Origin of the sequence: Amycolatopsis sp. La24, assembly GCF_029087445.1 — a bacterium.
Lineage (GTDB): Bacteria > Actinomycetota > Actinomycetes > Mycobacteriales > Pseudonocardiaceae > Amycolatopsis > Amycolatopsis nivea.
This window is the reverse complement of the sequence record NZ_JARACH010000065.1, coordinates 35,643-55,404: the sequence shown is the minus strand read 5'-3', so window position 1 is coordinate 55,404 and position 19,762 is coordinate 35,643. Positions and strand designations below refer to the sequence as shown.

Annotated in this window: 17 protein-coding genes; 10 read left to right on the top strand and 7 right to left on the bottom strand. The window is 70.1% G+C overall.

Features of this window, described 5'->3' with window-relative positions:
* Positions 1-210: 210 nt before the first annotated feature.
* From tkt to PUT80_RS38350, 4 genes are all read left to right on the top strand, one after another.
* A complete protein-coding gene (gene tkt / locus PUT80_RS38365) occupies positions 211-2,313 on the top strand; it encodes a transketolase (RefSeq protein ID WP_205673255.1) in 2,103 nt (700 codons plus the stop codon).
* A 305-nt stretch (positions 2,314-2,618) separates the two neighbouring features.
* Entirely contained in the window at positions 2,619-3,206 is a 588-nt protein-coding gene (hxlB, locus tag PUT80_RS38360; protein WP_134730770.1) for a 6-phospho-3-hexuloisomerase, read from the top strand.
* A gap of 44 nt (positions 3,207-3,250) precedes the next feature.
* Positions 3,251-4,219, top strand: a complete 969-nt coding sequence (gene glpX, locus PUT80_RS38355; RefSeq protein WP_275295060.1) for a class II fructose-bisphosphatase — start codon at positions 3,251-3,253, stop codon at positions 4,217-4,219.
* A gap of 31 nt (positions 4,220-4,250) precedes the next feature.
* Positions 4,251-5,633: an ATP-dependent 6-phosphofructokinase gene (locus PUT80_RS38350; RefSeq protein ID WP_275295059.1), complete on the top strand. Its 1,383-nt coding sequence runs from the start codon at positions 4,251-4,253 to the stop codon at positions 5,631-5,633.
* A gap of 10 nt (positions 5,634-5,643) precedes the next feature.
* On the opposite strand, the gene PUT80_RS38345 is transcribed toward PUT80_RS38350, so the two are convergent.
* From PUT80_RS38345 to PUT80_RS38325, 5 genes are all read right to left on the bottom strand, one after another.
* Positions 5,644-6,264 carry a CBS domain-containing protein gene (locus PUT80_RS38345; RefSeq protein WP_275295058.1) on the bottom strand — a complete coding sequence of 207 codons (621 nt, stop codon included), beginning with the start codon at positions 6,262-6,264 and terminating at the stop codon, positions 5,644-5,646.
* A 46-nt stretch (positions 6,265-6,310) separates the two neighbouring features.
* Positions 6,311-6,709 (bottom strand): VOC family protein, encoded by a 399-nt coding sequence (locus PUT80_RS38340; protein ID WP_275295057.1) that lies wholly within the window; start codon positions 6,707-6,709, stop codon positions 6,311-6,313.
* 1,054 nt (positions 6,710-7,763) lie between these two features.
* Complete coding sequence (locus tag PUT80_RS38335; protein ID WP_275295056.1) at positions 7,764-8,165, bottom strand: hypothetical protein; 402 nt, start codon at positions 8,163-8,165, stop codon at positions 7,764-7,766.
* A gap of 14 nt (positions 8,166-8,179) precedes the next feature.
* Positions 8,180-9,856 (bottom strand): right-handed parallel beta-helix repeat-containing protein, encoded by a 1,677-nt coding sequence (locus tag PUT80_RS38330; protein WP_275295055.1) that lies wholly within the window; start codon positions 9,854-9,856, stop codon positions 8,180-8,182.
* A 148-nt stretch (positions 9,857-10,004) separates the two neighbouring features.
* Positions 10,005-10,901 carry an SMP-30/gluconolactonase/LRE family protein gene (locus PUT80_RS38325; RefSeq protein ID WP_275295054.1) on the bottom strand — a complete coding sequence of 299 codons (897 nt, stop codon included), beginning with the start codon at positions 10,899-10,901 and terminating at the stop codon, positions 10,005-10,007.
* Between the two features lie 69 nt (positions 10,902-10,970).
* On the opposite strand from PUT80_RS38325, the gene PUT80_RS38320 reads away from it, so the two are divergent.
* On the top strand, positions 10,971-11,432 hold the full coding sequence (locus PUT80_RS38320; RefSeq protein ID WP_275295053.1) for an Lrp/AsnC family transcriptional regulator: 462 nt from the start codon (positions 10,971-10,973) through the stop codon (positions 11,430-11,432).
* Between the two features lie 19 nt (positions 11,433-11,451).
* Here PUT80_RS38320 and PUT80_RS38315 read toward each other — a convergent pair whose 3' ends face one another.
* Positions 11,452-12,327, bottom strand: coding sequence for an alpha/beta hydrolase (locus PUT80_RS38315; RefSeq protein ID WP_275295052.1), 876 nt, complete (start codon positions 12,325-12,327; stop codon positions 11,452-11,454).
* A 101-nt stretch (positions 12,328-12,428) separates the two neighbouring features.
* Between PUT80_RS38315 and PUT80_RS38310 the strand changes: the two genes are divergently transcribed.
* Positions 12,429-13,265, top strand: a complete 837-nt coding sequence (locus PUT80_RS38310; protein WP_275295051.1) for a helix-turn-helix transcriptional regulator — start codon at positions 12,429-12,431, stop codon at positions 13,263-13,265.
* Positions 13,266-13,829: 564 nt separating this feature from the next.
* On the opposite strand, the gene PUT80_RS38305 is transcribed toward PUT80_RS38310, so the two are convergent.
* Positions 13,830-15,416 carry an AMP-binding protein gene (locus PUT80_RS38305; RefSeq protein WP_275295050.1) on the bottom strand — a complete coding sequence of 529 codons (1,587 nt, stop codon included), beginning with the start codon at positions 15,414-15,416 and terminating at the stop codon, positions 13,830-13,832.
* A gap of 197 nt (positions 15,417-15,613) precedes the next feature.
* Here PUT80_RS38305 and PUT80_RS38300 point away from each other — a divergent pair, with 197 nt between their 5' ends.
* From PUT80_RS38300 to PUT80_RS38285, 4 genes are read left to right on the top strand one after another with little or no spacing between them, the layout of a single operon-like run.
* Positions 15,614-16,987, top strand: a complete 1,374-nt coding sequence (locus PUT80_RS38300; RefSeq protein WP_275295049.1) for an acyclic terpene utilization AtuA family protein — start codon at positions 15,614-15,616, stop codon at positions 16,985-16,987.
* Complete coding sequence (locus PUT80_RS38295) at positions 16,984-17,319, top strand: hypothetical protein (RefSeq protein WP_275295048.1); 336 nt, start codon at positions 16,984-16,986, stop codon at positions 17,317-17,319. The genes PUT80_RS38300 and PUT80_RS38295 overlap by 4 nt, the downstream gene beginning before the upstream one ends.
* The gene (locus tag PUT80_RS38290) at positions 17,316-18,164 is read left to right on the top strand and encodes a phosphate acyltransferase (protein WP_275295047.1); all 849 of its coding nucleotides are present in this window, start codon (positions 17,316-17,318) and stop codon (positions 18,162-18,164) included. Before PUT80_RS38295 ends, PUT80_RS38290 begins: the two co-directional genes overlap by 4 nt.
* A complete protein-coding gene (locus tag PUT80_RS38285) occupies positions 18,161-19,759 on the top strand; it encodes a carboxyl transferase domain-containing protein (protein WP_134666873.1) in 1,599 nt (532 codons plus the stop codon). The genes PUT80_RS38290 and PUT80_RS38285 overlap by 4 nt, the downstream gene beginning before the upstream one ends.
* Positions 19,760-19,762 lie beyond the last annotated feature (3 nt).

Below are 19,762 nucleotides of genomic sequence, written 5' to 3'. Positions count from 1 at the left end.
GGGTCGGTGAAGGAGGCGGGCGCGGCGGTGGCGGTGGTCGGGGGCGGGATCTACAACGCGCCCGATCCCGCCGCCGCGGCCCGCGAACTCCGCCGCCTCACCGCCTGACCACACCCGCCCGCTGCGCGCCGGACAAGCGCCGGCGCGCAGCGGAGCGGATCTGCTTTTCCGAAACCCACCGAGAATCGACATCATCGGGAGTGCGCTTCCATGGCAGCAAACCAATCCCCTGACGAGATTGCCCGCTTGACCGCCAAGCGGCTCCCGGAAGACTGGAGCGGTCTGGACGAGCGTGCGGTGGACACCGTCCGCTTGCTGGCGGCGGACGCGGTCGAGCGGTGCGGGAGCGGGCACCCGGGCACCGCCATGAGCCTCGCGCCGGTCGCTTACGCGCTGTTCCAACGGGTTCTGCGGCACGACCCCGGCGACCCGGAGTGGATCGGGCGCGACCGGTTCGTGCTGTCCGCCGGACATTCCAGCCTCACCTTGTACATCCAGCTGTACCTCTCGGGCTACGGCCTGGAACTGGACGATCTGAAGGCGCTGCGCACGTGGGGTTCGCTGACCCCGGGCCACCCCGAATACGGGCACACGAAGGGCGTCGAAATCACCACCGGCCCGCTCGGTCAAGGCTTGGCCAGCGCGGTCGGCATGGCAATGGCGGCCCGCCGCGAGCGCGGCCTGTTCGATCCGGACGCCGAGCCGGGCACGAGCGTGTTCGACCACCAGGTCTACGTGATCGCCTCCGACGGCGACATCGAAGAAGGCGTCACATCCGAGGCGTCGTCGCTCGCCGGAACCCAGCAGCTCGGCAACCTCACGGTGATCTACGACAGCAACGAGATCTCCATCGAGGACGACACGCGCATCGCGCTGTCCGAGGACACCGCGAAGCGCTACGAGGCCTATGGCTGGCACGTGCTCACTGTGGACGGCGGCGAGGACGTAGCCGGGTTCCTCGGCGCGATCGAGCAAGCCAAGGCGGAGACCTCCCGTCCGACGCTGATCGTGCTGCGCACCGTCATCGGCTACCCCGCCCCGACGAAGATGAACACCGGCGGGGTGCACGGCGCCGCACTGGGCGCGGAAGAACTCGGCGCGGTCAAGCGCGCTCTCGGCTTCGATCCGGAGCTGAGTTTCCAGGTCGACGACGAGGTCTTGCGCCACACCCGCGAAGCAGCCTCGCGGGGCCGGGCGGACCACGAGAAGTGGCAGCTCGAATTCGACGCCTGGGCACGAAGCAACCCGCAGGGCAAGGCCCTGCTGGACCGCCTGGCCAAGCGCGAGTTCCCGGCTGGCTGGGCGGCCGATCTGCCCGTCTGGGAGCCGGGCGAACCGGGGGTCGCCACCCGCAAGGCATCGGCCGCGGTCCTGGCTGCGCTCGGCGGGGTGCTGCCCGAGCTGTGGGGCGGCTCGGCGGATCTGGCCGAGAGCAACAACACCACGATCAAGGGTGCGGATTCCTTTGGCCCGGCCGAAATCTCCACCGACGCCTGGACCGCCCAGCCCTACGGCCGCACGCTGCACTTCGGCATCCGTGAACACGCGATGGGGTCCATTCTCAACGGCATCGCGTTGCACGGCGGAACCCGTCCGTACGGCGGCACTTTCCTGATCTTCAGCGATTACATGCGCCCGGCGGTGCGGTTGGCCGCGCTGATGGAACTGCCGGTCATCTATGTGTGGACGCACGACTCGATCGGCCTCGGCGAGGACGGCCCGACGCATCAACCGGTCGAGCACCTGGCCTCGTTGCGGGCGATCCCGGGAATGTCGGTGGCTCGCCCCGCGGACGCGAACGAGACCGCGTACGCCTGGAAAGCCGCGCTGGAGAACACCGGAGGCCCGACCGGGCTCGCGCTCACCCGGCAGAACGTGCCGACGCTGGAGGGCACCTCCGCCGACGGCGTTGCGCGCGGCGGCTACGTGCTCGCCGAAGCGTCGACCGGCACGCCCGAGCTGGTGCTGATCGGCACCGGTTCCGAAGTGCAGCTGGCGGTAGCGGCCAGGAAGATCCTCGAGGACGAAGGGATTCCCACGAGGGTCGTGTCGATGCCGTGCGTGGAGTGGTTCGACCGGCAGGATCCGGCCTACCGGGAAAAGGTGCTGCCTCCTTCGGTGCGGGCCCGGGTGGCGGTCGAAGCGGCGATCGCCCAGCCGTGGCACCGGTTTGTCGGCGATGCCGGCGAAATCGTGTCGCTGGAGCACTTCGGCGCTTCGGCGGATTTCACGACGCTGTACAGCCAGTTCGGCATCACCGTCGACGCCGTGGCGGAAGCCGCACGCCGAAGCGTGCGTTCCGTTCGGCGGTGATGTCGTTGCCGCGGGCGGCAGGAGGATCCGGGAACATCCGCCCGGAACGCGTCCACATGGGCTGATGGGAGCCTCCTGAACGGTACGCCCGCACGAAGCGGCCCCGGCGGTGTTTCCGCCGGGGCCGCTTCCTTTTCGCCGTCATTATTCGTCATCCCAATCAGGGGATAGCTTTTCCTGATGCCGCAAGGCTTGCTGGCCGGACCGGCAGTAGAGAATCCTTGTGGTCTAAGCAGATTGGTCCGCGCGATGGCCGCGCAGGCGACGCCCCAAGGTCGCCCGCCCGCGAGTGGAGGAAGATCTCGTTGACGAACACGATTCCCAAGAAACTGGACGCCGCGCTCTTCACCGGAGCGACCCGCGCGGTCGTCGGAGAGGTGGACCGGGTGAGCGCGGCGGTGCAGTCCGCGTCGTGGCTCCGAGCCGGCGCGCTGCTGCTCAAGGCGCCGGCGGTGTTCACCATCGGCACCGGGCGGAGCGGCCTCGCGCTGCAGATGGCCGCGATGCGGTTCATGCACCTCGGGCTTCCGACGCACGTCGTCGGCGAGGTGACGGCTCCGGCGATCGGCGAACGGGACGTCCTGGTCGCGGCATCGGGCTCCGGGTCGACCGCTCGGGTGGTGCGGGCCGCGGAGACCGCTCGGGCCCAGGGCGCCGACGTGATCGCGCTGACCACGGCTCCCGAGTCGGCGCTGGCCAAGGCCGCGACCGAGGTGCTGGTCATCCCGGCCGCGGACAAGCAGGACTTCGACGGCAACTCCTCCGTCCAGTACGCGGGCAGCCTGTTCGAACAGTCCGTCCTGCTGATCACGGATTCGCTCTTCCACGCGCTGTGGCAGACCAGCGGCACTCAAGCCCGCGAACTGTGGCGGCTCCACGCGAATCTCGAATAGCGGCCTCGCCGTCCTGATGCGACCGACCGGAATGGGAGCCCGAAATGCACTGTCAGACTGAGGCCGCGTCGCGCACGTGCGTCGATGTCCACGCACTGGAAGCGGTGGCGCTGGCCGCGACCCGCAGCGCCGCCGTCGCCAGCTACGGCTGGGTCGGCCGGTACGACCAGAAGGCCGCCGACGCCGCTGCCACCAAGGCGATGCGCGAAGCGCTGGCGAAGGCTCCCGGCAGGGGAACGGTGGTCATCGGGGAGGGCGAAAAGGACGACGCCCCGATGCTGTTCAACGGCGAGATCGTCGGCACCGGCAACGGCCCGGATTTCGACATCGCGGTCGATCCGCTGGAAGGAACGTCCTTCTGCGCCAAGGACCTTCCCGGCTCCCTGGCGACGATCGCCTTCGGCGAGCCGGGCACGCTCTGGTCGCCGGGGCCGGGGTTCTACATGGACAAGATCGTCGTGCCCCCGCAGGCGAAAAACGTCGTCGATCTCGACGATCCGCCTGAACGCACGCTGGCCAACGTCGCCGCCGCGCTCGGCAAGAAGGTCAGCGAGCTCCGGGTGATGATCATGGACAAGCCGCGGCACCAGGACCTGATCGCCCGCGTGCTGCGGGCGGGCGCGGCGGTGCAGACCCCGGCGGGCGGCGATGTCGGCGGAAGCCTGGCCGTGCTCCTGCCGACGCTCGACGTGGACCTGCTGCTCGGCGTCGGCGGCACGCCCGAAGGCGTGATGACCGCGGCCGCGGTTCGCGCGCTGGGCGGCGGGATGCTGGGCCGCCTCGCCCCGCAACGGGACGAAGAGGCGGACGCGATCCGCGCGGCGGGCATGTCCCTCGACCGCGTCTACGAATGCGACGAACTCGCGGCAGGCGACGCTTTCTTCGTCGCGACCGGGGTCACCGGGGGCACGCTCCTCGACCGCCCCCGGAAATGCGAGGGCAAGACCACCTGCGAATCGCTGCTGATTTCCCGGGGCGAGATCCGCTACCTCACCCACACCACCTTCGAGTGACCCACGCTGTCCGCACGACCAGGGAGATCCGGTGACGCTGCATTTGGACGACCTCCGCGTTCGTCATCTCGGCGAGTGTCGTTACGATTCGCCGCTCGCCGAGATGGTGTCGACGAAACAGACCTCTCCGCACTATGTCGCCGAGGGCGACCGGGTCCTGCTCGAGGACACCGTGTCGATGCTGGCCGGGCACCGCCTCCCGCCGGCGCGCCTTCCGAGCTTCGAAGGGGCGGGCCCGCGCCGGAAGATCTACTTCGACCCGGCACGCGTCACCGCCGGGATCGTCACCTGCGGAGGGCTGTGCCCGGGGCTGAACAACGTCATCCGCGGCCTCGTCCAGGAACTCGCGGTGCACTACAAGGTGAAGCGGATCCTGGGCTTCCGGAACGGCCTGCAGGGGCTGACCGCCGACCATCGGCACGACACCGTCGAACTGACGCCGGCGCACGTCCGCGACATCCACAAGGACGGCGGCACCATCCTGGGCAGCTCGCGCGGCGGCCAGGACGCCGACGAGATGGTCGACAGCCTCGTTCTGCGGGGCGTCGACGTCATGTTCGTCATCGGCGGCGACGGCGGGATGCGCGCCGCGACGTACCTCAGCGACGCGATCCGGGCGCGCGGCCTCGACATCGCGGTCATCGGGGTGCCGAAGACCATCGACAACGACCTGCCCTTCACGGACCAGTCCTTCGGTTTCCAGAGCGCGTTCGCCCGGGCGACGGACTTCATCTCGGCGGTTTCCGTCGAAGCCGCGTCCAGCCCGAACGGGGTCGGGATCGTGAAGCTGATGGGCAGGCATTCCGGGTTCATCGCCAGTTACGCCGCGCTGGCCGCCAACGGCGCGGACATCGTGCTGATCCCGGAGATCCCGTTCGCGCTGGAAGGACGGGACGGACTGCTCGCCCACGTCGAGCAACGCGTGCGGGCGAAGGGCTACGTCGTGATAGTGCTGGCCGAAGGGGCCGGTCAGGAACTGCTCGACCGGCCCGGCGCGGCGCACCGGAACGGGCGCGCCACGGACGCGTCGGGCAACGTCAAGCTCGGCAACGTGGGGGAACTGCTCAAAGACCGCATCGCCGCGCACCTGACCGCGGCAGGACTTCCTCCCACGATGCGTTACATCGACCCGAGCTATGCGATCCGGAGCATCGCGGCCAACCCCTACGACAGCGTGTATTGCCTGCGGCTGGCGCACGCGGCGGTGCACGCCGCCATGGCGGGCCGTACCGCGGCGGCCGTCGCGCGCTGGCGGCGGCGCTTCGTGCACGTCCCGCTGTCGTTGATGACCAGCCGCCGCAACCAAGTCGACCCCGATGGCGACCTGTGGCTGTCGGTGCTGGAAACCACCTGCCAGCCCGCGGAATTCGGCACCGCGGCGGGCCGGGAGAAAGTGCCCATGGGCTTTTGCTGAGCGGCCGGGTTCACAGTGCGTGCGCGGTGCGGTCGTCGAAGCCGAAGTCGAGTTCATCGCTGACGGCGACTACCCCGCGCACGCACTGTGCGCTCCGAACAGCTTGCTCGGCAACGCTTCTCAGCCCGACCGTGCCGGTGAGCGTCACGACGCCATCGGCGACCCGCACTGTGACGCCTTCCGGCGCACCGGCTTCGGCCTCGGCGCGGATGTCGGCGTCCGACCGCAGCAACGCGGACAGGACGTCGCGGTGGGAGATCAGTCCGACCAGCCGGGCGGCCTGATCCACCACGCACAACTGGGCGGGCTTGGCGTCCGCGAGCCGTCGGAGCGCCACGTGCAGGGGCGCGTCGGCGGCGATCGTGGGCGCGGGGGCCGTCATCAGCTCGCCGGCAGTGCGCGCAAGCGCTTTTCGCCACCGGCTCCGGCGGCGCGGCCCGCCGAGCGCGGGCAGCCGGTTCGCGCCGCCGTGGAACTCGCTCTTCGCCGCCACGTCGGCCGCGGTGACGAGCCCGATCGGCCGGCCGGCCGGATCGACGACCGGCAGCGCGGGCACGCCGTGTTCGAGCAGAGCCGTGACGAGGTCCCGGAACGAGGTGTCGCGTCCGGCCGAGACGACCTGGCGTGCCATGACGTCGGCTACTCGCTGAGCGCACATCGCTTTCCCGGTGGCCTGGTCATTCCGGACCGGCGAAGAACTCGAGCGCGATGTTGTCCGGATCGCGGAACGAAACGCCGCTGCCGTAGTGCGCTTTCTTCACCCCGCCGTGCGAAATGCCGAGCTCGTCCAGCTTCCGGGCCCATTCAGCCAGCGCGGCGTGCGATTCGACCGCGAACCCGATGTGGTCCAGCCCCGTGCGGCGCTCGTCCGCCCGGTCCCGGGTTTCCTTGCCGTGGTGGGTGTGCAGCCCGAAGAGCATGCCGCCGCCGAGAGCGAAGACCGTGTGGTGGAATTCGCCGCCTTCCTCGTCCTCGTCCAGGACGGGCCCGGCGCCGAACAGCCTCGTGTACCACTCGGTGCTGCGCTGAAGATCGGACACGGTGATCGCGATGTGCTGCAAACCTGGGAAAGCCATGTGCACCCCTTCGCGCGGTCGGCATGCCCGCTCGCATGCGGACGTACCGGTGTTCTTACCAGCCGCCGCGCGGCCGGAGCCCGCTCGATCGAACGGGCGGCGGAGGGACCGGGACGAGCGGGCGGCGGGGCCGGATGAACGGGAAGCAGGCCGGCGAGCAACTCGGCATGGGCCGCGCCGCGGTTTACCGGAAGCTGGCGCAGTACGGGATCGACGTGCAGGAGTTCCGCTCCTGATCTGGGGTCGCCGTGCGAAGGGACTTCGACGTTCGGGTCGCGCGACGGAGCCCGGGCAGCGAATGCGGGCGGCCGGGGTTCGCCCGCGCGGCGCGCAGGCGAGCCGGCAGGCGATCGTGACGTCTGGAAACGAGGTCGTCCAGCCTGCCAGTTCGGCGACGACGCAAGCGGCGAGTTCGGCCGCACGCGGGAAGTGCCATGCTGCCGCAGCGTGGGGGATCTTCAGACTCGTTCCAGCAGCGCGGGCGAGCAGTTCGCCGGCGCTGCCGGACTCGACGCTGGACACGCGACCCCGAGCGGGACAGGTGACCGACTAGGTCCACACCTACGACACCCGTCAAAGGAACAGGCTGACCACAAGTTCTGTGAACGTGACTGGAGAAACTGCCGCGCCAGGAGTCCGCGATGGGGATTCTTCAGCGGGAACTCGTCGGGTGCTCCGAGACGACCGGTCCCAGGCGTCTTCGTCCGGCCCGTCCCAGCAGCTCGCGACATGTCGCAGCGCACTCCACACCCGGTGGCGCGGCCGCTCCGAGGGGTACGGTGGACGCTGGCGGCGACCTCCGATTCGGGGGATCTCTCCAAACCCAAGGGATTTTGGTCCCCATGCTCTCCGATGACTTGCGTTGTCGCTGGTCAGCACACCGCTAGGCCCAGAAGGACAAGGGAAAGGGCCGTCGAACTCCAGGACCGGGAGATCATTCCGGTGCTGATCGACTTCGGCGTCCGGCGCCCGGCCGGGGAACGTGGTGCGGACTGTGCCTGCCACCTCCTTCCGACCGTCCACTGTAGACCGTGAAAGGCGGGGAAGGCGAACCTCAGAGAGGAAGCTGGCTGAGCGCGTGCACCAGCTCCTTGCCGGTTTCGACCGCGCCCTCGCGTGCTCCGGTGAGCAGGCCCATCGCGAGCTGGGCCAGCAGGCCCTTCAACGCGGTGAGGCCTTTGCGGACGATGCCTCGGTCCGGCTCCGGCTTGACCACCTCGGCGAGGACGGCGTCGGCGGTTTCGCGGGCGTCGCGGGCGTCCGCTTCGGGCAGCCCGAGGCTGCCGAGTTGCCGCTTGACCTCGGCGACGACCTCGGCGACGGCTTCGAACCCGGGTGCGACTTGCTCGGTGTGCGCGAGGTTCTGCGTGACGTTCCGGTTGTTCCACGCCAGCTGCGAATTGTGCACGCCGCCGTGGATGACCGGGCCGTGGTGATGGTGTTCTTCGGTGGGCACGGGTTTCCTCCCGGTCAGGTGCGGTGGTCGGGTGTCGCTTGCTGGACGACGGTGTTGCCCCAGGTGAGCACGGACTGGACGACGTCCCCGTGGATGACCGGGCCGTGGTAATTGTGCACGATCTGCGGTGGCTCGGGCTTCGGCTCGACCTCGATCACCCGCAGCGGCGAGCGGAACTCTTTCAGCACGGCGCTGCCGTTGTGGTGCACGGCGCAGCCCGCGGACCCGTTGACGTCGACGTTGCGGACGAGAGCCGTCGCGCCGTGCAAATTCAGGCCGGCGGTCGTCGTGCCGGTGAAGACGCTGTCGTCGAGAACCAGGTTGGCCTTTTCCGCGACGAAGATGCCCATGGACGGCGACCCGGAAACAGTGAGTCGCCGTGCGGTCAGCGTCGCCTTGCCCAACACGGCCCCGCCACTGAGTTCGGTGTCGCTGGCCTCGCAGTCGTGCAGGTCCAGATGGGCGCCGCTGCTCGCGCTGAACGCGATCTGGCCGCCGGACACACTGCAATTCGCGGCGCGCACCGACGAGCTTTCGTGCCCGAGCATTCCGACGAGCTCGAAGTCGCGCACTCGCGCTTCGGTGACTTGAACGTCGGCGGTTCCGTTGGCCTCGACCGCGACGGGGCAGCGTGCGACGTGCAGCCGGGTCAGTTCGGAATTCCCCTGGCCCGCGAACCGCACGGCGGTGTTGTCCAACCCCTCGATGACAGTGTCGGCGGCGACCAGGCGCGCGTTCTCGACGTAGATCCCGATGTTGCCGCCGTCGAAGCGGCAGCCGCTCAGGACCGGCGTGCCCTGGGTGGCTACGAACATGCCGAACTTCCGCGCCTGCCGGACCATGACGTTCTCGAACCGCCCGGCTCCGCGGGTGTTCACGTCGATTCCGGCCACCCGAGGGTTTTCGAAGGTGCATCCGCGCACGAGCGGGTCGGCGCCGTCGGCGACCACCAGCCCGGTGTCGGTCGGGCCGACGTGCGTGCCGGTGATCGTGCCGCGCGCCCCCTGGGCGTAGCGAATGCCGGTGGTCTGCGCGGCTTCGATACGGCAGTCGGCGACGTCGAGGCTCCCGTTCTGGTCCGCGGCGACCGCGGCGTCGCCGGTGCCGGTGAACCGGCAGCCGGTCACGGCGACGCGGGCACCGCGGGAGAGCAGGCCGTGGACCCGGCACCGGTCGAATCGGCTGTCGCGCACGGTGACGTCGGCGCCGGCGGTGGCCCACAGCCCGGTGTTGGCGGAGTCGGTGAACACGCAGCGTTCGAGCAGAGCGTGCGAACCGGTGAAGAGCGCGCGGCCGTACTGCAGCTCGGTGTCCGTCACCGTGACCGAACCGCCGGGCGGCCCGTGCAACGCGGCGGTGTCCCCGTGTGCGACGAGGGTGCACGCGCTGATCGCGAGGGTGCCGGCAGCACAGCGGACCACGTCGTTGTCCCGCGCCCGGAGCACGAGGCCCTCCAGCCGGACGGTGCCCGAGGCTACGACGCCCGCACCGGTCGGCGGGCAGATCTCCACCGTCCCGGGCTGCCGCGCGGCGATGCGCACGTCCCCCTGCACGAACAGGCTTTCCGGATAACGCCCCGGATCCACCTCGACAACGCACGACCCCCGCCGCCCGGCGGCACTGCGCAGTGCCGACTCGATGCTCCGGTGAGCTCCGCGCTTGCCGGGCGAAACCCGGAGTCTGACCGCCATCCCGTCCCCTCCTGTGGCTCCCGAGCATAGCGGTGAGCGTCTCGTCGCACGGGGAACAAGCGAGAGTGCGTTGACCGAACTCGACCGTTCCCGTCCCCGCCTCAGGCCGAAGCCGTTCGCGATCAAGTTGTCGGGTGGGCGATTCCAATCAGCGAACCCCGTTGAAGTTGACGCGCAAGGTGTAGACCGAACTGGACGCGGTGATGAACAGTTCGTTGCGGCGCGCTCCGCCGAAGGTCAGGTTCGAGCAGATTTCCGGCACCAGCAGTTTGCCGATCCGGGTGCCATCGGGAGCGAAACAGTGCAGCCCGTCGTGGGCGGCTGCCCAGACTCGTCCTGCGGTGTCCACCCTGAGCCCGTCGAAGGCGCCGTTGTCGCAGGTGCCGAATACCTCGCCGCCGGTGAGCCTGCCGTCGTCGGTGACGTCGAAAACCCTGATGTGGCTGGGATTTTGCCGTGTGTCCGCGATGTACAGCTTGCTCTCGTCGGCGGAGAAGGCCAGTCCGTTGGGGCGTTCGAAGTCGTCTGCGACGATCCGGACCTCTCCGTCTGCCGGGTCGACTCGGTAGACGTGGCAGGCGTCGATCTCACTTTCCGCTTGGTAGCCCTCGTAATCGCTGTCGATGCCGTAGCTCGGGTCGGTGAACCAGATGGATCCGTCGGACCGTTCGACGACGTCGTTGGGGCTGTTGAGCCGTCGGCCGCGATACCGCTCCGCGAGCACGGTCACGCTGCCGTCCGGTTCGGTGCGCGTGACGCGGCGGTGGCCCTGCTCGCAGCTGACCAGCCGCCCCGCGCGGTCTCTCGTGTGGCCGTTGGCGTAGCCCGAGGGCTGCCGGAACACGCCGACCTGGCCGGTGGTCTCGTCCCAGCGCAAGGTCCGGTCGTTCGGGATGTCGCTGAACACGAGGTACCGGCCGGCCGGGAAATAGACCGGTCCCTCGGTCCAGCGGCATCCGGTGTGCAGGCGCTGCATCCACTCGTCGCCGTTGCAGCGCGCGAACCGCTCGTCCAGCACTGCGAACTCAGTCTTGACCAGGTCCACTGATTACCCCCAGGTTCTGAATGTCATCTCGCCTAAAGCTTGTCCTTCCGAACCTGATACCGTCAAGGCGTGGATGACTTGGATCGCAGACTCCTCGCTGAGCTGCAGCGCGACGCCACCCAGGCCTACGCCGCGCTGGGGCAGGCCGTGGGATTGTCCGCGGGCGCCGCGCACGAGCGGGTGCGGAAGCTGCGCGAACAGGGCGTCATCCGGCGGACCACCGTCGACGTCGATCCGGCGGCGGTCGGCCGGGGAGTGGCGGCGTTCGTGCTGGTGGAGGCCAACGCCTGGATGGGCGACTCGCCGACGAGCGAAGCGATCGCGGCGCTCCCCGAGGTCGTCGAGGCGCACGTCATCGCGGGCCCGGCGGCTCTGCTGGTGAAGATCCGCACGTCAACGACGGAGGAGCTGCAGGCATCGCTTCGCCGCCTCTACGCGATTGACGGAGTCACGAGCACTCAGGCGATCGTCGTCCTCGAGACCTTCTTCGAGCGCCCGCTCGACACTGCTTCCGGGAGCGCCGGACAGTAGAGACCGTGCTGCTCAACGGTCACAGGTGCTTGCCGAAGAACTCGGCCAGCTTCTCCGCGGCCGGGCCGACCGCCGCCGGGCGGTCGTAAAGGTCCACATGGGACGCTCCGGGGACGCGGAACATCTCCTTCGGACCGGTGGCCCGCTGGAACGCCTCGATGCTCATCCACATGGTCTCGGCGCGGTCGCCGACGATCATCAGCAGCGGCCGCGGCCCGAGCAGCGAGAGCGGCGCGAAGGCGTCGAAGAACGCGAGCCGGTCGATGCTGTCCCAGGCCAGCGTCTTGGCGGAGCGGGGGTGCGCGCCGCGCGGGGTGCAGTAGTACTCCCAGCCCTCGTAGGCGTGCTGGCCGGCGGCGTGGGCTTCCTGTTCGTTCGCGGGGAAGACTGGCAGACCGCCGGGCGCGGTGCGGGAAGCGGTCAGCATCGCGTCGAACACCGCCGGGTCCTGGGTTCCGTCGGCGCCGAGGCGCAGCTGGCGGGAGACGTCGGCGGCGCTGACCGTGGCGACGGCTCGCACGCGGCGGTCAGTGGAGGCGGCGGTCAGCGAGTAGCCGCCGGACGCGCAGATGCCGAGCAAACCGATCCGGGCGGGGTCGATGTCCTCGCGGCCGGTCAGGTAGCTGACCGCGGCTTTGAAGTCCTCGACTCGCTGAGCGGGGTCTTCGAGTCCGCACGGCAGGCCCTCGCTTTCGCCCTGGTAAGCGGCGTCGAAGGCGAGAGCGGCGTAGCCCTGCGCGGCCATCAGCTCGGCGTACGAGCCTGCGGTCTGCTCCTTGACACCGGTGCCCGGGTGCCCGACGACCAGCGCGGGATGCGGGCCGGGGGCGTCCGGGAGATAGAGGTGGGCGGCGATGCGGAGGTTGTTGCTGAGGAAGGAGATGTCGTTTCGCATGTCTCCAGCTTCGACGCGGTCCAGGGCCCGAACCAGGGACAGTGCTGCCTATGCATCCCAGTACCAGGCAAGCGGCCCGGCCCGCACGGCACACTGGTGGCATGGCAAGCGAACTGGGCGACTTCCTGCGCGCCCGCCGGGCGGCGCTCGATCCGCGGCAGGCAGGGTATCCGGACGACGGACGGCGGCGGCGCGTCCCCGGGTTGCGCCGCGAGGAGCTGGCTCAGCTCGCACATCTCAGCATCGACTACGTCGTGCGGCTCGAACAGGGCCGCACGAACCGCGTTTCCCGGTCGGTGCTCGACGCGCTGGCCGATGCCCTGCAACTCGCGCCGGACGAACGCGCGTACCTCTTCACGGTCGCCGACGTCGCGCCGGTCTCCCCGCGGCAGCCGGTCCGTCCAGAGGTCGCGCCCCGGCTGCGGCAGTTGCTGGACACGATGCGCGACGTTCCGGCCATGGTGCTGCACCGCAGGATGGACGTGCTGGCCTGGAACCGCGGAAGCGCCGCCTTGCTCACCGATTTCGAGAAATTGCCGGTGGCTGAGCGGAATCTGATCCGGCTGACCTTTGTGGACGAATCGTTCCGGTCACTGTACGCCGATTGGCCGCGGGCCGCGCGCGAGTGCGTTTCGGTGCTGCGGATGGAAGCCGGACGCACGCCGCACGACCCCGCGTTGAGCGCGCTGGTCGGCGAACTGAGCGTGCGGGACCCGGATTTCCGGCGGTGGTGGGCGGATCACCAGGTGCGCGGGCCGCGTGCGCTGTCGAAGGTCTATCGCCATCCGGTCGCCGGGAAGCTCGAACTCGACGTGCAACAGTTCACAGTGGACACTCATCCGGAGCAGCTGCTGGTCGCCTATACCGCGGAACCGGGTTCGCCGAGCGAGGAGGCGCTGCGGTTCCTGCTGCAGTGGTCTCCCGAGCAAGCCCGCTGAAACGCAGTTCTTCTCCTGGGGTGCCGCGTTCGCCGTCGTGGCGCTCGTCGGCGGGGTCGTGACGATCCGGCACGCGATCGAGACCAAGGGCCAGGTGCTCGAGCAGTTGTCGCCGTGACCCGGGTGCGTGCCCGAAGCCGGAAACCGGTTGGGGTTCGCCGCGCCATCGGGCAAGAACCGGGAATGCGCAACGGAAAATCGGTCCGCCGGTGGCGGCCGATTCCGCCGGGGTCCGCGGAGTCTCCTCATGCCGGGTCCGATCCCGTCGGCGACGCCTCGTGCTTCTCGGCGGTGCGGCTCGCGGGCAACACGCCGGCGGGAGAAGCGTCGCACTGGGGCATCGATCTCCAGAACCGGAATCGCGCACGTAGGCGTCGCTCTCCGCCCGGCTTATCGGGGCCAGGGGTCTGGGCGGTGATGCGGTCGAGGTCCTGTGCCGCTACCCGCGTCCGGCTTCGTGCCGGAGGGCACCTTGCGGCGCGCCGCGTGGGTCGGCGGGGAGTTCGCTGACCAGGTCGTGCTCGGGCTGCTCGCTGAGTAGTGGCGTTCCGGACAGGGGCTCCTTCACCGCTCCCCGTAGTGGTTCGCGTGCTGTTCCCGGACCACGTTCTTCTGGATCTTCCCCGTCGAAGTGCGCGGCAGTTCGTTGGCGACGATCACCGCTTTCGGCACCTTGTACCCGTCCAGCCGGTCCTTGAGCGCGGTGCGCAGGGTTTCCGCGTCGATCCGGCAGCCGGGTTTCGGGACGACGACCGCGGTGATCGCCTCCGTCCAGCGTTCGTGCGGCAGCCCTACGACGACGACCTCCGCGACGTTCGGTTCGGCGTCGTAGACCGCGCGCTCCACCTCCAGCGACGCGACGTTCTCGCCGCCGGTCTTGATGACGTCCTTGGCCCGGTCGGTGAACCACAGCACGCCGTCGGGGCCGAACCGGCCGACGTCGCCGGAGTGGAACCAGCCGTGCCGGAACGCGGTTTCCGTCGCGTCCGGGTCGCGCAGGTATCCCTCCATTGTGGACGGTCCGCGGTAGACGATCTCGCCGGTTTCCCCTCGGGGCAGCAGCTCGCCCTGCTCGTCCATGATCGCGACGTGGACGCCGGTGAGCGGGGTGCCTACGGCGCCGACGTGGGTGAGCTGGTGCTCGGGCCGGAACAGGGTGGTGACCGGCGACATCTCGGTCTGCCCGAACAGCAGCGCGAATTCGCAGCCGTAGCCGTCGAGGCAGGCCTTGATCTGGGCTTCGGGCATCGGAGCCATCGCGTAGGTGGCGCGGCGCAGCGAAGACAGGTCCCGCGCGCCGAACGACGGGTGATCCAGCGCCGCCCGGTACATCATCGGCAGGCCGAACACCTGGGTGATCCCTTCGCCTTCGATCGTTTCGAGGAAGCGTTCGGGCTCGAAACCGCGATGGATGTGCACCGTCGCGCCGACGAGGATCGCGGGCGTGCAGAACGCGTTGAGCTGCGCGGTGTGGAACATCGGCATCATCGCCAGGAACCGGTCGGCCGCGCTCCAGCCGTTGTCCAGGGCGGCTGACATGGACTCCAGGTAGATGCCCAGATGCGTGCCGACGACGCCCTTGGGGAACGACGTGGTGCCGGACGTGTAGAGGTAGCTCAGCGGATCGCGGTCGGCCACCAGGGCTTCTCCCGGGGCGGCCGGTCCGGCGGCGACCTCGTCCAGCGTGGTCCAGGAGCGGTCCGTCGGCGCCGGGGACCACTCCGCACCGGTGCCGGGGGCGACGAAGACGTCGGACACCTGGGCGCATTCGGCGAGCGACTCGGCCATCGTCGCGACCAGCTGGGTTTCCACGACCAGGCCGCGGGCCCGGGAGTGGGTCAGCACGTAGCCGACTTCCTTCGGCCGCCAGCCCAGGTTGATCGGCACGCAGACGACGCCCAGCCGGGCGCAGGCGTAGTAGGCCGCGAGGAATTCCGCGCTGTTGCCGGACGCGAGGGCGAGAACGTCGCCGCGCTCGTAGCCCTTCGCCGACAAGCCGCTGGCGAGGCGGTCGACCCAGTCGTCCAGTTCGGCGTAGGTCCAGGCGCGCGGGCCGTCGACGAGCGCCGGGCGGTCCGGGCGGGCGGCGGCGCTCCGGCGGAGGGAATCCGCGACGTTGACGCGCTGGATCAGGTTGGCGGCGAGCTCCATTGCTCCTCCACGGATCGCGGGAATCCCGACCGGGGCGGTCCTCCGGGATCTTCAGGTGAGTTCCCATTCACTAATGCGGCACTGTAACGCGTGCCCGGGCCGGATGCCAGCGCGCGGCGATCACGGCGCGGGGCTTGTCTTGACAGGCGCGAGTGGAATGCCCATAGTGAATAGTAATTCACTAGCGAGGAGGGGTCATGACCGGCAGAACCGTCGCGATCGGCAACGGCCAGGGCTTCTGGGGCGATTCGGTGCGCGGGCCGCTGCAGCTGGTGCGCGGCGGCGGCATCGGCTATCTGACGATGGACTTCCTGGCCGAGGTCACGATGAGCATCATGCAGAAGCTGCGGGCGCGGAACCCCGAAGCCGGGTACGCGACGGACTTCGTCGCGCAGCTCGAGCGGATCCTTCCGGACTGCGCGGAGCACGGCATCAAGATCGTCGCGAACGCGGGCGGGGTGAACCCGGCGGCGTGCGCGACCGCGGTCGAGGAGGTCGCGCGGCGGCTCGGCGTCCCGGTCCGGGTCGCCACGGTCGGCGGTGACGACATCCTCGCCAGGCTGCCCGCGCTGATCGAGGACGGGCACGCGCTGGCGAACCTCACGACCGGCACTCCGCTGGCCGGCGAGCTGGCGCGCGTGCAGAGCGCGAACGTCTACCTGGGCGCGTTCCCGATCGCCGAGGCGCTGGCCGACGGCGCGGACATCGTCGTCACCGGGCGCGTGACCGACCCGTCGCTCGTGCTCGCCCCGCTCATCCACGAGTTCGGCTGGACCGCGAGCGACTACGACCGGCTCGCGGCCGGCACCGTCGCCGGGCACCTGCTCGAATGCGGCACGCAGAGCACCGGCGGCAACTACGACCGCTGGGAATCCGTGCCCGACCTGGCCGGCATTGGCTACCCGATCGCGGAGGTCAGCGAGTCCGGCGAGTTCGTCCTGACCAAGAAACCGGGCACCGGGGGACTGGTCGACGCCGGCACCGTCACCGCGCAGCTGCTGTACGAACTCGGCGACCCCGCCCGGTACCTCACGCCGGACGTCGTCGCGGACTTCACCTCGATCCAGCTGGCCCAGGACGGCCCGGACCGCGTCCGCGTGCACGGCGTGCGCGGCAGCGCGCCCACCGACACCTACAAGGTTTCCGTCAGCACGCTCGACGGCTGGCGCACCACCGCGCAGCTGACCGTCGGCGGTCCGGACGCGGCGGCGAAAGCGCGCTGCACCGCTGATCTTCTGCTGGCGCGGCTCGCCGAGGACGGCGTCCGGTTTCCCGAAGAAGACTGCCGGGTGGAGGTCGTCGGCACCAACGTGCTGTACGAGGGAATGTTGCCGGAGCCGGCCGCGCCGCCGTCGGAAGTCGTGCTGCGGGTGTCGGTCCGGTCGCAGGACAAGGCGGCGGTCGACCGGCTCGGCGCGGAACTGGCCTCGTTGCTGACGTCCGGCCCGCCAGGGCTGACCGGTTTCGCCGGCGGGCGGCCCAAAGCCAGCGCGATCGTCGGGTTCTGGCCCGCGTTGCTCGAGAAATCCGCGGTGCGCCCGGCAGTGCGAGTCAGCGAGGTGGCGGCATGACCGGGACGACGCAGTTGCGCGAGTTCGCCTCGGCGCGCTCCGGTGACAAAGGCGCGGACGCGAACATCGGCGTCTGGACCGAAACCGACGCGGCGTATGAGTTCCTCCGGGAGCACCTGACCGCCGAACGCGTCGCCGCGCATTTCCGCGCGCTGTGCCGCGGCGAGGTCGTGCGCTACGAACTGCCGAACCTGCGGGCACTGAACTTCATCCTCCACGACGCGCTCGACGGCGGCGGAGCGGCTTCGCTGCGCACGGACGCGCAAGGCAAAACCCTTTCGCTCGGCCTGCTGCAAATGGAATTCGACGCTCCCGCGGACCTCGCGCGATGACTGTCCGAATCGGACTCGCCGACGCGAGCGACGAGCGGGTGATCGAAGCGGCGGCCCGGCTGGTGGAGCAGGGCGGCATCACGCCGGTGCTGATCGGCGCCGCGCCCGGCACCGCGCCCGCGGGCGTCGAGGAGCTGACCCCGCCGCCTGGCGAGTCCACAGTGGACTACCTGGCCCGGGTGCTGGAACCGGCCGGGCTCGCCGCGGGCGTCAGCGGCAGCCTCACCACCAGTGCGGCGGTGCTGCGGGCGGGCATCCGGCAGCTGCGGACGGCGGACCTCGTGTGCGGCTGCTTCGCGATCCGCCACCACGGCACGTGGGCCACCTACGCCGATTGCGTGGTCGTGCCCGACCCGGACGCGGCGCAGCTGGCGCGGATCGCCGCCGCGGCGGCCGATCACCACCAGGCATTGTTCGGGACCGAGCCGCGGGTGGCGCTGCTGTCGTTCTCCACCAGCGGCAGCGCGGTCCACCCGCGCGCGGACAAGGTCCGGGAGGCGACCCGGCTGCTGCGCGCGACGCGGCCGGACCTGGTCGCCGACGGGGAAATCCAGTTCGACGTCGCGGTGGACGCGGGCGTCGCGGCGCGCAAGGCGCCCGGCTCGGTGCTGGCGGGCGGGGCCAACGTGCTGGTGTTCCCGTCGCTGGAGGCGGGCAACATCGCGTACAAGGTCGCCGAACGGGTCGGTGGCGCCCGGGCGCTCGGGTCGTTCGTCCTCGGCCTGCGCCGGCCGTGGGCGGACCTGTCGCGCGGCTGCAGTGCCGGCGACATCGCCGAAACCGCCGCGCTGCTCGCCGGAGCGGCGGCGCGGACCCGGTGTGGGAAAGGAATCCAGGCCGGATGAAGACACTCACGAGTACGTTCGACTTCTCCTCGGCGACCGCGGCCGCCAACCGCGAGGGCAACCTCGAACGGCTGGCCGAACTGCGCCGCCAGCTCGGCCGCGCGGTGGACGGCGGCGGCGAGAAATACGTGGCACGGCATCGGAAACGCGGCCGGCTCCTGGTGCGGGAACGGATCGAGCTGCTGCTCGACCGGGACGCGCCGTTCCTGGAGCTGGGCGGCGTCGCGGCCTGGGGCACGGAATACCCGGTCGGCGCGAGCGTCGTCACGGGCATCGGTGTGGTCAGCGGGGTCGAATGCATGATCGTCGGGCACGATCCGACCGTGCGCGGCGGCGCGTCGAACCCCTACACCTGGAAGAAAGTGCTGCGGGCCATGCAGATCGCCCGCGAGAACCGGCTCCCGGTGATCAACCTGGTCGAGTCCGGCGGCGGCGACCTGGAACGCCAGGCCGAGCTGTTCGTCCCGGCCGGGCGGCTGTTCCACGAGCTGACCGCGCTGTCGGCGGCCGGGATCCCGACCATCGCGCTGGTCTTCGGCAACTCGACCGCGGGCGGCGCGTACGTGCCGGGCATGTGCGACTACGCGGTGATGGTGCAGAACCAGGCGAAGGTGTTCCTCGGCGGTCCGCCGCTGGTGAAGATGGCCACCGGCGAGGACGCCGACGACGAAAGCCTCGGCGGCGCGGACATGCACGCCCGCACGTCCGGGCTGGCCGACTACCTCGCCCGCGACGAGCACGAATGCCTGTCGCTCGGCCGGGAGATCGTGGAGCACCTGAACTGGCGCAAGCTCGGCCCCGGCCCGACCGAACCGGCCGACGAACCGCTGTACCCGGCCGAAGACCTGCTGTCGATCGCGTCGGTCGACCTGAAGGTCCCGTTCGACCCGCGCGAGGTGGTCGCGCGGATCGTGGACGGCTCCCGGTTCGAGGAGTACAAACCGCTCTACGGCACGGCTCTGGTCACCGGCTGGGCCTCGATCCACGGCTTCCCGGTCGGCGTCCTCGCGAACGCGCGCGGCGTGCTGTTCAACGAGGAGGCCAAGAAGGGCAGCGAGTTCATCCTGCTGTGCAACCAGACCGACACCCCGCTGGTCTTCCTGCAGAACACCACCGGGTTCATGGTCGGCACGCAGTACGAGCAGAACGGCATGATCAAGGACGGCTCGAAGATGATCAACGCCGTCACCAACAGCCGGGTGCCGCACCTGACGGTCAACCTGGCCGCCTCCTACGGCGCGGGCAACTACGGCATGTCCGGCCGCTCCTACGATCCGCGGCTGCTGTTCACCTGGCCGAACTCGAAGACCGCGATCATGGGCCCGGAGCAGCTGGCCGGGGTGATGTCGATCGTCGCCCGGCAAGCCGCCGCGGCGGCCGGGCGGCCGTTCGACGAGGAGGCCGACGCGCGCCGCCGCGCCGAACTGGCGGAGCGGATCGAGGCCGAATCGCTCGCGCTGTACATGAGCGGCCAGTGCTACGACGACGGCGTGATCGACCCCCGCGACACGCGGGACACGCTCGGGATCGCCCTGTCGATGTGCCACAACAACGAGATCGAGGGGACCCGCGGGTTCGGGGTCTTCCGGATGTAGGCG